Genomic DNA, 13,084 nt, shown 5'->3' with positions numbered 1-13,084 from the left:
ACGATGTGAATGAGGGCTCACCGGCAGCTAAGCGAACCTAGCATCACGCATGCCACTGACTCGCACAGAGTCTACCTGAGGAATCCCCGCGAATAAAATTCAAATCCCCACAAGTGATGAGATCGCCACCACTTTCCCTGCTATCTCAGTCATTTCTCAGGCTAACTCAGCCTTATTCGCCCATACGGATCAGTGCTAGCTACATATCTGGCCTGGCGTGCCGACTTCGTATCGACTCACTGCTGACCAGCAGAACCGCACAGGTAACAAGTGCAATCCCCACAATATCTCCCACCCCTGGCAACTGGCGTAGGAGGAAAACGGCCACCACGGCTGAGGTCGCCGGTAAAATCGCATTGAACAACGCATACTGACCAGCCGGTATATTGCGCAGGATACGTGCGTCAATAACGTAGGGAACTACTGACGAACAGATTCCCACAATAATCATCATCCCGAGAAATCTCGGGTGCGCAAAGATAACGCCAGTTTGTGACACCGCGAGCGGAGCGTAACACAGGCAACCGATTCCCATACCTACTGCGAGCGCGCTGTACCCGCCCACCATTTTCGCTATTTTGCCGCCAATCCACAGATAGCCCGCCCAGGCTATTCCCGCCGCAAACGCTGCTCCGATTCCCAGCAGCACTCCTGTTTGTTCCAGGCGCACACCTGCCCAGGAAATCGCCCCTACACCGCAGGCGGCACAGGCTACCGCAAGATAGATTCGTCGGGTACGCGCCGAACATACCGCAAGGAGAATTGGGCCGATATATTCCACAGCGACTGCAGAACCGAGCGGAATACGTGAAATCGCAATATAGAACAGCATATTCATCGTTACCAGCGTCAGCCCGTAACATGCCGCCCATCCCCAGGCGCGCCGAGCAAGACGGGGACGCTGCCAGATCAACATCACGAGCGCACCAACCGCAACGCGCCCCCAGCCCACCGCAAGGACTGCCGCCACTGCAAATAACCGCACAGCAACGGCCGCTCCGACGTACTGGATCACCCCCGAGAGGATTACTGCTCCGGCGGCACCCAGATGAGCAGTGGCACTCATATTGGCGGTGTTTACGTGGGGATTGGCACTGACCTGGGCATGTGAAGCCCCCGCATTAGAACTCGAAGACAGCTTAGGAAACATGGAACACCGCAGCAATAATGAGGAGAGCGGGCATGGAAGCCAGTGCCGTCACCACCACAGAATCCCGCACTAGCCCAACATTTACGTCATATTGCTGGGAGATAGCAAACAGGTTATTCGCTGTGGGGAAAATAGAGACGACCATCGCCGCCAACAGCGTCATCCCCCGCACACCCAAGGCCATTGCAAGCGCATACGTCAGTATCGGGCTAAGGACAATACGGAAACATATCGCAGTAAATAGCGGCAGCGATTCTCGGTTCAGTTTCGGAGGATTCGCCGTCGCAAGACTCACTCCCATAGCGATCATCATGATGGGAATCGTTGCGTCAGCCAGGGTATTAACCGGAACCCAGACCACCCGCGGAACAGATATTCCGGCAAGCATGACGGCAATGCCGGCCAATAATGCCACCAGTGGCGGCTGGCGGAAGGCATGGGCAAGTTGCAGTATCATCCGCGAGCTAGAGCGGCCGGTTGTGCGATCAAGGAGGACGAATAGCGTCGGCACCAGGATAAGAACCTGGAATAGGATGATGCCAGCGGCTGCCGTCGCCTCCCCTACGGTCGCAATCAAAAACGGGATACCAATATTCCCAGCATTGGTATATCCCGACGCGAATGCCCCCAGAATCTCCTGCCCATCACGCAGGCCAAATAGCCGACGAGCGATGAGGAGATAACCTGCCATAAGCGTTATAGCGACAATAATGTTCGTTGCCAATCCAAGCGAAAAAACGTCATTAATGCGCGCTACGCTAACCGTGCGAAAGAGCATGGCAGGCATGGTGATATAAAAAACGAGTTTTGATAGTTCTCGATCGTCGCCCGGGTTGAGGATTCGCATTTTGACCAGAACGAAGCCGATCATCATAAATACGACGAGCACCCAAACGCTCAGAACGACATCTCCCACGCTCACACCCTACGCCGGCTGTAAGGAACGTGCAGTTTTGTCCATTTGCCGCACTGGTTCTCACTGCGTTGAAGTATGTGGTATTGGGCTATGGCCTGCACTAACGCACTAACGCACTAACGCACTAACGCACTAACGCACTAACGCACTAACGCACTAACGCACTAACGCACTAACGCACTAACGCACTAACGCAGCGTGCCACAACTCGCCATCTCACTACTAAGAAAAACACGCCTCAGGAACACGAATATTTTTCATCAAGACGGACGAATAATCCCGCATGGTCAGAGATCGGGAAAGAAACTACCCGCGAATCGATGAGGCGCACCCCGCGCCCGAGGATATGGTCAATTTGGAAGAACGGCTGCCAATTCGGTGAAGCATTAGCCCGAACAAGCGGCATTACTCCCAGCTGTGGCGATAGCGCTTCCTCGATATAAGGCAAACGCAAGTTCATATCGCCCATGAGGATCATGGGCAAACCGTGCGCAAAATCTGCCAGATGCGCTAACGCGGCGTCCAGTTGAGTCAGTGCAACGCGGCGAACCGTCGATAAATGCGTAACCCCTAGAGCAAGTGGCCCACCCTCGCTTTCAACAATCCCATATAGGCACGCCCGCGGATCTGGCCATTTAATCCGCCCGCGAGGATGCACCGTATCGGCAGGAATCCATGGGCTACGCCGCCCCGGCAATCGCCGCACATGTACCTCATGCACGGGATAGCGAGTGAGCAAGCCCATGCCGTAATGCCATTTCGTGCGGGCAAAATAGGGCTGTAATCCCGTGTGTTGGGCAAGAACAGCTAGTTGATCTACCCATGCAGAACGAGGCTTTCCTCGATCCACTTCTTGTACCCCCACAATATCGGGGGCTAATTGGGCGATACTCCGAGCTAGCAGCGATATTGATTCGGGACCGTTGCTACGCAACTGTGGGTCGGCAATCGCATATCCCACGGGCACAGGTTGACCGTACTGGATATTGAGGGTCAGCAGTTTCGTCATCAGAGTGCGCTATTCCTCGTCAGCCACAAACCTCAGAGCAACAGAGTTCATGCAATAGCGCAAACCTGTTGGCGTGTGTGGCGCATCGGAAAAGACGTGCCCTAGATGCGAATGGCATCGAGCACAACGAACCTCCGTGCGAACCATACCGGCTGAATGATCCCTCACGTAGACCACTGCCTCACGCTCGTCAGGATCGTAGAACGAGGGCCATCCGCAATGCGAATCAAATTTTGTTTTTGAGGTAAATAGCGGTTGATCGCAGGCGCGGCAATGATACATCCCTGAACGCTGCTCATATAGCAGTTCGCCGCTCCCTGGCCGCTCTGTACCGGCTTGCCGCAGTACGTGATACTCAATCGGAGTGAGGAGCTGGCGCCACTGCTGTTCCGAATATTGTGCCGGATTATCCATTTTTGCCTCTCTCCGGCGAATCACTGGCTGTCGAGCTCCCTGCTGCCGGATTACCTCTTACTGAGTTATCTGCTGTTTCAGGGGTCTCTACCGCTGCTTCACCTGCTACCGGAGCACCCAATGCCGAATTGCCCACTACCTTCGAGGCAGAATGTCGCATTGCACGCTCTGCCGCCACATATTCGTCGTTATCAGACTGGTCACTTAGATATTCAGCGCGTTCACCGCCTAAGTGGATGGGGTTTTCTGACACAGGCGTATTGCCGCTATCGTTGCTCGCCGTTTTTTCCGGCTCATGAATTTCCTCTGGGTATTGCCTCTGGCTACGCATCTGCGGATGGAGATTTCTCTCTAAAGTTCGCTGACGCTCCTCGTATGCAGCTCGCCCTGGACCAGCGTATTTCTCTGCCAATTTATCCGCTTCTGGCGAGCCAGTGAAGAGTGCAGACTTATGCCCGTCGGTAATGACCGTCGGATGGGAAACCATCGGCCCGGTAACTCCCTGCTGTGCTAACTGCGCGGCTCGTTCCCGCACTGGAATCCGTAATAGTTGTTCAACTGCTTCGGCTGAGATCACTTCTGTTTCACGGGTATCGCGGGCTTCATCATGGGCCACTGCTGCCGGCATGAACGTCGGCGGGCGATCCTCTAAACGAGCCGAAACCTGCGCCAAGGTTGCTTCATTGAGCTCAACCACTGGTTGCATATCGTCGTCAATCTTCCGAATATGCGGCATGGCATAGGTGGCTTCGTACTGGATCCACTTCACGAACTCTTCACGCACGTAGTTCTTCAGGTCCGTTAACGTCGGAGAATCTTTTGCCGAGATGATGGCCCGCAAGGTCAGCGAGCTATTGCGTGTGGCGTCCGAGACTTGCATGACTCCAGTACGCCCATCCCACAGGTCTGTGCTGTGCAGGATATGTTCGAGTTGCATGCGCGCTGCGTCAATGGGAACCGCCCAATCCACTTCCCAGGTGACGTCACCCGTCATTTGCGGCGCACGGCGAGTCCAATTCTCAAAAGATTTTGTGGTCATGATCGTTGAGGGAACAATGATTCGTCGCCCATCCCACACCGCGAGGACCACATAGGTCAAAGTGATTTCTTCCACGGTGGTGTAGTGGGTTTCGTACATGACGATATCCCCCACCCGAATCGAATCAGTGAACGCAAGCTGGAGTCCAGCAAAGACGTTACCTAGCGTGGTTTGCGCAGCTAAACCAGCAACGACGGAGATGATGCCGGCTGAGGCAAAGATGGAGGCGCCAGCCGCCCGTGCCGCCGGAAAAGTCAACAGCACACCGGCGATACCGAGTAGCCACAGCACGCATACCAGCACGCGACGCAAAATTTGAGTCTGCGTCTTTACTCGGGCCGCACGCCCCTCGGAGGCTTCTGCCATGCGCAGATTTATCGCTTCGATCAACCCGTTAGCTAAACCGACGACGCACCAAGTGACGGCAAGAATAACAACAATAAGGAAAATTTGATCGAGGACGGCAACCCATGCCGGCTCTAAACCAGGCAAAATCGCCCGCCGCCCGTGGATCAATCCCATCCAGCCGCCGATAATAAGGAGCAGGATTTCCAACCGGCGCGATACCGAACGCGCAACCGGATCGACGTAGTGATGGCGACGCCCAACTGCTCGCAAAATTCCCACGACGATAAATCCGACCAGTATGCCGATTCCCACCCCAATTGCCACCGCCATTGCTAAGGCGAGGACGTCAAAGGTGGCGGCAACTGCTTCTCCAACTGGCGCGCTAATATCGCCAGGCGTATCCGTACTATCTGGCGACGGAGAGGCAAGAAATGCCGATGACAGAGCCCAAATACATGCATGCATGAATACCAGCCTAGGCGAGGAACGCCCCACCCTGCTCGAACGTGTCCCAGACCACGCCTTTTTGATTTTGCATTTTCACTAATTCCTGCCTATGCTAGTCGAGTTCCTCCAAGTAAAGCTGGTTCGGAATAACGACGAGAGTCACTAAGCCCCCATCGTCTAGAGGCCTAGGACACCGCCCTTTCACGGCGATAACACCGGTTCGAATCCGGTTGGGGGTACTGCTTCTTCGGAAGCGCTGATACAAATGGCAGATATGCCGTCGATATCAGCACAGTGCGAAAGCACACTGGCCCTGTAGCGCAGTTGGTTAGCGCGCCGCCCTGTCACGGCGGAGGTCGCGGGTTCAAGTCCCGTCAGGGTCGCAGGAGATTCGCCCGGTTTATTCGGGCGTTTTTTCTCACTGGCTCTGTAGCTCAGTTGGTAGAGCGTCCGACTGAAAATCGGAAGGTCACCGGATCGACGCCGGTCGGAGCCACCATGGATGTTCCACCAATCGTACCTGTGGTTTTTGGGGCTGACCTAGCCGAGTACTCGGTCGCCCGACTTTTTCATGAAACGTATGGAATAAAAACCCTCGTTCTTACCGATTGGATGCGCGGCAATATCAACCATTCTCGGATTCTTGACGTGCGCATGTTGCCCTCCGGCTCCCTGACTGATCCTGCGCGTCTCGTTCCCATCATGAAAGATATTGCTGACGAACACAGCGGAAAACATCTGCTCATGCTGGGAAATCTCGACGAAGCCCTGCGTATTGGAACCACCCATCGAGCTGAGTTAGAGCCACAGTGGTTCATTCCGGCGCCACCGGCTGAGGTTATTGATGCCGCTAATGATAAATCGCAATTTGCGCACTACGTTGAGCAGGCAGGCTGCCATTACCCCGCTTCAATACACATCCAGCTATCCGATCGCAGTAGCTGGGATAATGTTCGCCATCTGCGCGCGCCGTATGTTGTAAAGCCTGCTAATGGCCCGGATTACTTGCGACTACGTACCTGTGGAGTAGAAAAAGTGGCTCCGTTCGCCACGTGGGAAGATCTCTATGCCTATCTCGATCATATTGCGCCAACCGGAATTAATATGATCGTTCAAGAGCTCATTCCTGGCGACGATACGACTCAATGGGTTGTCAATGGCTATATTCGTCGCGATGGGCAGCTTGCCGCCGTGGGTTCGGGTCAGGTTCTCTTGGGTCTGCATGATCCAACCCAACTCGGAAACGCTGGTCTGATTCTCGTGTGTGACCACCCCGAACTTGTCCGGCAAGGGCTGGCAATTGTTGAACGTATCGGGTTAACTGGTTTCTTCTCCCTGGATGTCAAAATAGATCCGCGCGATGGAACCGTCTACTGGCTCGACTTGAATCCGAGAATGGGGCGAGGAAGTTATTATCTGAATGTCGGCGGGGTCAATGTTGCTCAGGCGGTTACCGACGACGCGCTCTCACGCCCCTGCGGGTCGATCCAACGCCTCCAACGAGAAGGAATTTTCGCCGTCCTGCCCCGTTTTTTGGCTTCTCGGCGATATATTCGAGATCCGGAACTGCGCCGACGGATTCGCGCTGCTCGCGCCAACACCGTCAATCCGCTTGACTACTGGCCAGATTTTCACCCCCAACGACTGTTTTTCCGTGCCGCTTCGACCATTAACCATCTGCGGCGCACAAGACACTACTATCCACACCCCACTGACTCTGGGTTCTAATTCGTTACCATTACTGTATGAATTTCGGGCTGTCGAGCTACAAGCCGCGTCATGGCCGCGGAGCTGAACCTCTTATTCCTCGGTCACATTCCGATCGAGGCACTCACAGCACCCGAATAACATCAGGTCAGCGAGATATTTCTGTGCACCCATCTGCGCCTGCTCGCTCACACAAGGGCGCGGAGCCCCGTACCGTTTCGCCGCACTCATACCGTTCTGGTGCTCCTGACCGGCGCACACCACAGCCAGCTCCCAGTAGCCAATCGCATACGTCCACTGCACACTCATCACTGATCATGTTCTTAGGGACGTTGACCTCCCGCGTCTTAGGGATGGTTCGCTCCCCTATTCTGCTTGGCGCCGTTGTCGGTCTTACCTCGTCGGTATCTAATTCTTTTGATGTGGCTAACTCTGCCCCCAATCTGCTGTATATGGTGATTGCTGGTGGTTTAGTCAATGCTGTGCTGGTGCCGGCTATCGTTCGTGCAATGAAAACGTCCAGCGATGGCGGTCAGGCGTTCATCAATAAACTGCTCACGTTGTCGATTGTGGTCTTAGGGGCACTGACGATCCTCATCGCCCTATGCGCACCGATCGTTGTTAAGCTCTTCGCTGCGTCCATGCAACCGCAGTGGTATCGCTTGACTGTCCTGTTTGCTTACTGGTGTTTGCCACAAATCTTCTTCTACGGCATGTACACCATTTTCGGTCAGATTCTCAATGCTCGCGAAAACTTTGGGCCGTACATGTGGGCGCCGGTATTGAATAACGTGGTAGCTATCGCTGGCTTGCTGCTCATGTTGGCGCTGTTCGGTTCAGAAAATGCGGCTTCCCCATCAACCGCCGATCAGTGGATGGGATGGCGGGCCTGCCTTTTAGGGGGCGTCTCGACGCTGGGAATCATCATCCAGGCGCTCGTTCTCGTTATCCCTATGCGGCGCTTAGGGATTCATTTCCGCCCTGATTTCCGTTGGCGTGGCTCAGGTCTTGGCAAAGCTGGGCGCGCCTCGACGTGGATGATGGCGACAATGATTACCGGGCTATTTTCCACAATGGTACAGACGAACGTCTGTGCGGGAGCGACCGCCAGAGCAAGCCGCGCGGGCATGGAACTGGCGCAAATCGCAGGCAACTATGCCTACACCACGGCTTATGCCGCATATTCCTTGCCTACGTCATTAATCACTGTCTCGATTACTACCGCTGTTTTTACCCGTTTGGCCCGCTCTGCCATCAGCGAGAATATGAAAGCGGTGCGCGCCGATACGTCCTTGACTTTGCGCACCGTCTCCATGTTCAATGCCTTGGCTACTGCGGCTTTGATTGTTTTGGCGATTCCGCTGTCGCGGTTGCTCGTCCCCTCGGTTAGTGCCACCGATATTGTCACCTTGTCTCGCGTGCTTGTGGTCATGTCGTGCGGTCTGGTTGGCGTCGGTGCAGCAACCGTCTTTAATAAGGTCTACTACGCTTTGGAGGATACCCGCACCGCATTCTTTGTCAGTTTGCCGTGGCAAATTTTTGGTTTCCTCGGCTTCATCGTCTGCGGTTTCCTGCCCCCGCGCTGGGTAACTATCGGGGTTGGGATCGTCATGGCCAGCGCTAATATTTTCTCTGGTTTCGTCACGTATTATCTCCTGCATCGTCGCCTCGGCGGATTGGAGTTGCGCCGCGACGCGATCACGCACAGCAAACTGCTGGTCATTGGTATCCTGACGGGGATTATCGGCTGGCTTCCTATCCGCATGATTGGCTCGTGGCAGCTAGCGAGCAGCTTATCTCGATCTTTGTTGGCTTTCGTCGGCGTGGGCGCCATGATGTGTGTGGTGTTCCTGATCCTGATGGCGATTTTCCGAATGCCTGAAACTTACACTGTCATAGGCTATCTACGCAGATTAATAGCCCGTTTTACCCGACGGGGAACGCCACCTACTAATGGTGGGTCGCCTCAATCTGCAGGATCATCGCGATCTGCGACCTCATCTCGATCTGGGCGCACCTATGCTGCTAAGACTCCAGATGGGCGTATTCCGCCTTATCCTCCGCGCCCACCACAGAGCAACGGGGGGTATGGCTCTGTTCACTCCTCAGCAGCTCCCGGAGCAGAGGGGCAACGGGCTGATCGCCTGCGCACGGTTCGCCCCACGCCGCGCACCAACGAGCGGTCACGCCCTGACGAGCGAAAGTACCCGAAAAAGAAGCAGCCACACAATCCACGTTCTGCAGATGGCGCGTCAGGGCGTGCGACCCGAGGTTCTTTTGCTGGCGGTAATCAGTCTTCTTCAACTCGTCAACACACCGGAAAGCCACATTCGGCTCAACAACAGCCTGAGCGTACCAATCGACGCCGTGGCGATCAGGCAACGAAGAGCTCAAAACAGTATCCGGCACGCTCCACCCAAAAACGTCAATCCTCGCCGCAGAGCGGGCGTTCTGGGGAATCATCTGATCGCCGCTCTCCTCGTTCGGATAAACAGCGCTGAGGTCTAGGTAGCGGCGCTGCTCCGTCACTACCACACGCAGATAGAGCGGTATTCAGCAACCTTAGCTCCACGGATACTAAGGCATACTTAAGCTCGGTAGCGTTTGGCTCGGCGCGATATTCACACAGTAAGCGTTTGGGATTGGCACAGCGCGCCACGCAGCTAGCGTATTCGGATTGCCCCGATCTCGATTGGTGATTGCGTGGTTTAAGTAGTCTAGTCAGGCTAACACGAGGCCCAGCGCCGAGATATACATTTAGGAATAAGGAATACCCTGGCACATAGCGCGCTTATCTCCGTGCTCTAGTGATGGTGCGCTAGGCGCTTTGCTCAGCTCCTACCGAGCAAAGCAACACGCAGCAGGCTATCCGTCATCTCTATCCATGATTCTTGAGCCCGAGGTGGGGATCCTTCTTCTCCCACACACGAAGTCCATAGGGCCGATAAATTGCGCCCGGAATAATGGAATCTAGTCGTATAGGCTGCGTCTGCCTCGTCCTTTTCCCCCAAAAAAAGCATCGGCTATCGCCATATCCAGCTTTAGTAGGGCGCTCTAGGATTTTTGCCGGTGATCCCCCTCCCCGCCCCAAAAAAAGAAACTCATCTTAGCTAGCACGTATTGGTGCAATGTGGCATAGCCAATAGCGCTATGCACGCTGGCAGAATCACAGGCAGCTTTTGCATATATCAGTTATTTCTTTGCCGCATGGATTCGCTATATCACAAGAAAAATCCCACTTTTATCCAGCGATGGCAACACGTAGATAAGACGGTTTTATTCTCTTACGCTGGGCTAGTGCCTTTCACCTTGCGTGCATTTGCCAACAACGAGTCGAAAGAGTGATCATTCCGTGCAAAAATGGGGGAAACACTCGGGCGTGCCGCGCGCCCATCTGAAGGAGTATATCCGTGACTGATAAAGACAACACATCGCGCACAACGGACAGCGAGAAGATCTCCCTTTCCGGGGATTCTCGTCCGGCACCAACAACCCATTCGGTTGAAGGCCCTCAGACCTTATCGGGTCGCAGCCCAGTGAAGTCTGGTCCGGGAACGCAGTCCATCGGGGAACTTGTCGCCAAGGTGACGGCTCAGTTCTCTGCCTTGGTGCGTGACGAGATTACGTACACCAAATTGCAGGCTACCCAAAAGGTCAAGAATCTGGGCACTGGCGGGGTGATGTTCGCTATCGCTGGCGTGCTCGCCCTGTATATGTTCGGCATTTTGTTGCTGGCTGGCGGCTATGCGCTCTCCCTTGTCGTACCGCTGTGGGCAGCATTTTTGATTGTGGCTGGTATCCTTCTCCTCGTCATTCTCATTCTCGCTCTCATCGGGAAGAGCAAGATGGATGCGGCTAAAAAGAATGTGATCGATCCTGCTGGCGGCATGAAAAAGAATGTCGCAGCCGTCAAGAAGGGAATCAAGAAGTGAGTAGCGCACAGTACAAGAAAGCTGCCGATTATGAGGCCCCTAAGAACGTGCCAGATAATCGCAGCGCAGAAGAAGTGAGCCGCGATCTAGAGCGCGTGCGTTCCGAGCTGACGGATACGGTTAATGAGTTGGCAGCTCGCCTTGATCCGAAGAACCTGAAAGAGGACGTCAAGGTTGCCGCTCAGGAGAAGCTCACTCAGACGAAGAATCAAGCGCAGAATCTTGTTTCTGACGCAAAATCCGGCGATAAGAAGGCGCTTGCCATCCTCGGCGGAATTGGGGCTGGAGTGGCGCTCCTGGTATTGCGCAAGATCATGAAATAGTGCCCTTGCACGGGATAGCGTGTGGGTGGTGTTGATATATCAACACCACCCACATTGTGTTAATACAGGTGTGGGCGGCAGGGAATTCCCTGCCGCCCACATGTTTACGTCTTATTTATCTCGCCTAGCTGGTCGGATCATCCACCCGGGCGAACCTCATGCACGATATCGCAGAATCGTCTGCGTATCGAATAGGACGATGTATTTGCGTGCTGCTTTACTCTGCAGTTTCGTCCGTGGTTTCCTCGACGACCTGTGCCCGGTTCATTGCCTCAAGCACCTTGCTCCGCGGGAAACGACGGTGACCTCCAAGCGTGCGAACTGATGGCAGATCGCCGTTATTAGCCCAGCGGGCAACCGTCTTTGGATCAACACGGAAGAGTGCTGCCACCTCAGCAGGCGTCATTAGATCATTATCAAAAGCCATAGTATTTTCCTCGCTTTACCACATTACAACCTGTTTGCAACGTAGCTTTTTGGCTACAAAGACGAAGATCGACAGCGAAAACATGCTTGCGCAAAAAGCATGCTCCCATCCGCAAACCTTCCTCCATGTCGTGAATTATACCTGTTATATGCACGCGATCACATTCAGCTATGACCTAAATGATACGTATTCTCATATAGGTCACTCAGTTCAGTGAACGTGCTGCAGCATCGTCTCACGCCAACGGTACGAACAAAGTTCACCCAAGCACGAAAACGATGCATTACCCGAAACCTTATATGTGAAACACGACAAACGAAAGTACCGCACCGAGATAGCTCCCAAGAGGGTGCTATTCCACCGTCAAAATGGACGATAAGTAGAACATTCACCTACGACCAGCATTTATATAGCTACTCTCTCATTCACGCGGAAATCGCGCATATAGGCTCTGACCTGCTCTTTTAGTTTTAGATGCACGGATAGCGAACTCCGAATTTTTAGCACATCACACAGCTAGCATCGCCCAAATACCCTCTACCCCATTCGCCGGAATTCGTTAATAGTGAACACTCCCGCATGTCGCTCGCTCACATAGTGACACATCCCGTGCAGGCCTCTCATACTGAATCCACAACTTTACTTGCCATATCAAGCATTCATATTCGCACTACAGATCTAGTTCGCACAGGTATCGCCCACAATATATCCACGACGTGATCTGCCTAATGCCATCACCCTTCTCACGACGTAGAGATTACCTATCGATTCAGGGTAAACTAGATCCCACGAACCATTAGAAGTATGAGTGGAGCCGCACGGATGTGCCTGCTCCGAGACGAGTTGAGGGGGGTCGAGCCAAATATGGGGCGCGGCCGTCAAAGAGCCAAGCAACGCAAGGTTGCACGTAACCTGAAGTACTACAGTCCCGAGACGGACTATGCCGCACTGGAGCGGGAGTTAGTCGGCGGGTCAGAACCGGAGTACGAGGCTGATGACGAATTCGACAAGTGGGCAGATTATGATCCAGACGCCGAATTCGATCCCGATGCCTACGAAATCCCACCTGCCACGGACTAAATCCACAGCTCGGTATTCGAAGCGTCTGTCGCCCCAGTCCCCCTGGGGCGATTTGTCGCGCCCAGAAAGGCACTAGAGCTAAGCCAAATCTGGGGTTAAAGGTCAAAATCTGCCACTTATACGCTGCCCTGTAACCCATAAGCTGATTGCGGATCCTCGCCTGTTCGGGTTATAGGACAAAATGTGTTGCTATTTTTCGGGTTTTTCGTTGTGTTGATGCGCGAAAGTGGGGGTTTTAGTTGGTTGTAGTCAACTAATTGGTCGGACAAATTGTGTTGCTTTTGTCGGGATT

The 13,084-nt window shown here is 54.0% G+C and carries 11 protein-coding genes and 3 tRNA genes; 8 read left to right on the top strand and 6 right to left on the bottom strand.

Going from position 1 to position 13,084, the window contains the following annotated elements:
• Window positions 1–199: 199 nt before the first annotated feature.
• The 5 genes from ACLHIJ_RS05225 to ACLHIJ_RS05205 form a co-directional block, all read right to left on the bottom strand.
• A complete protein-coding gene (locus ACLHIJ_RS05225) occupies window positions 200–1,150 on the bottom strand; it encodes an EamA family transporter (RefSeq protein WP_411296564.1) in 951 nt (316 codons plus the stop codon).
• A complete protein-coding gene (locus ACLHIJ_RS05220) occupies window positions 1,140–2,066 on the bottom strand; it encodes an AEC family transporter (protein ID WP_411296565.1) in 927 nt (308 codons plus the stop codon). Before ACLHIJ_RS05220 ends, ACLHIJ_RS05225 begins: the two co-directional genes overlap by 11 nt.
• A 238-nt stretch (window positions 2,067–2,304) precedes the next feature.
• Window positions 2,305–3,075, bottom strand: coding sequence for an endonuclease/exonuclease/phosphatase family protein (locus ACLHIJ_RS05215; RefSeq protein ID WP_411296566.1), 771 nt, complete (start codon window positions 3,073–3,075; stop codon window positions 2,305–2,307).
• Window positions 3,076–3,084: 9 nt separating this feature from the next.
• On the bottom strand, window positions 3,085–3,489 hold the full coding sequence (gene msrB / locus ACLHIJ_RS05210; RefSeq protein ID WP_411296588.1) for a peptide-methionine (R)-S-oxide reductase MsrB: 405 nt from the start codon (window positions 3,487–3,489) through the stop codon (window positions 3,085–3,087).
• Window positions 3,482–5,341 carry a mechanosensitive ion channel family protein gene (locus ACLHIJ_RS05205; RefSeq protein ID WP_411296567.1) on the bottom strand — a complete coding sequence of 620 codons (1,860 nt, stop codon included), beginning with the start codon at window positions 5,339–5,341 and terminating at the stop codon, window positions 3,482–3,484. Before ACLHIJ_RS05205 ends, msrB begins: the two co-directional genes overlap by 8 nt.
• Before the next feature lie 148 nt (window positions 5,342–5,489).
• On the opposite strand from ACLHIJ_RS05205, the gene ACLHIJ_RS05200 reads away from it, so the two are divergent.
• The 7 genes from ACLHIJ_RS05200 to ACLHIJ_RS05170 all read left to right on the top strand — a co-directional run bounded on the left by ACLHIJ_RS05200 (window position 5,490) and on the right by ACLHIJ_RS05170 (window position 11,285).
• Window positions 5,490–5,562: transfer RNA gene (locus ACLHIJ_RS05200), tRNA-Glu, on the top strand.
• A 70-nt stretch (window positions 5,563–5,632) separates the two neighbouring features.
• Window positions 5,633–5,706 (top strand) — tRNA-Asp (locus ACLHIJ_RS05195).
• Between the two features lie 40 nt (window positions 5,707–5,746).
• Window positions 5,747–5,822: transfer RNA gene (locus ACLHIJ_RS05190), tRNA-Phe, on the top strand.
• Window positions 5,822–7,051 (top strand): ATP-grasp domain-containing protein, encoded by a 1,230-nt coding sequence (locus ACLHIJ_RS05185; RefSeq protein ID WP_411296568.1) that lies wholly within the window; start codon window positions 5,822–5,824, stop codon window positions 7,049–7,051. The genes ACLHIJ_RS05190 and ACLHIJ_RS05185 overlap by 1 nt, the downstream gene beginning before the upstream one ends.
• A gap of 17 nt (window positions 7,052–7,068) precedes the next feature.
• A complete protein-coding gene (murJ, locus tag ACLHIJ_RS05180) occupies window positions 7,069–9,531 on the top strand; it encodes a murein biosynthesis integral membrane protein MurJ (protein WP_411298590.1) in 2,463 nt (820 codons plus the stop codon).
• Between the two features lie 909 nt (window positions 9,532–10,440).
• A complete protein-coding gene (locus ACLHIJ_RS05175; RefSeq protein WP_411296571.1) occupies window positions 10,441–10,962 on the top strand; it encodes a phage holin family protein in 522 nt (173 codons plus the stop codon).
• Window positions 10,959–11,285, top strand: a complete 327-nt coding sequence (locus tag ACLHIJ_RS05170) for a DUF3618 domain-containing protein (protein WP_411296572.1) — start codon at window positions 10,959–10,961, stop codon at window positions 11,283–11,285. The genes ACLHIJ_RS05175 and ACLHIJ_RS05170 overlap by 4 nt, the downstream gene beginning before the upstream one ends.
• Window positions 11,286–11,502: 217 nt before the next feature.
• On the opposite strand, the gene ACLHIJ_RS05165 is transcribed toward ACLHIJ_RS05170, so the two are convergent.
• Window positions 11,503–11,712 (bottom strand): BldC family transcriptional regulator, encoded by a 210-nt coding sequence (locus tag ACLHIJ_RS05165; protein WP_411296573.1) that lies wholly within the window; start codon window positions 11,710–11,712, stop codon window positions 11,503–11,505.
• Window positions 11,713–12,576: 864 nt separating this feature from the next.
• Here ACLHIJ_RS05165 and ACLHIJ_RS05160 point away from each other — a divergent pair.
• Complete coding sequence (locus tag ACLHIJ_RS05160) at window positions 12,577–12,792, top strand: DUF3073 domain-containing protein (protein ID WP_411296574.1); 216 nt, start codon at window positions 12,577–12,579, stop codon at window positions 12,790–12,792.
• Window positions 12,793–13,084 lie beyond the last annotated feature (292 nt).

This window comes from Trueperella sp. LYQ141 (genome assembly GCF_046599555.1).
Taxonomy (GTDB): Bacteria; Actinomycetota; Actinomycetes; order Actinomycetales; family Actinomycetaceae; genus Trueperella.
Note: the sequence above shows the minus strand (reverse complement) of the source record. Positions and strands in the feature narration are given on the sequence as shown.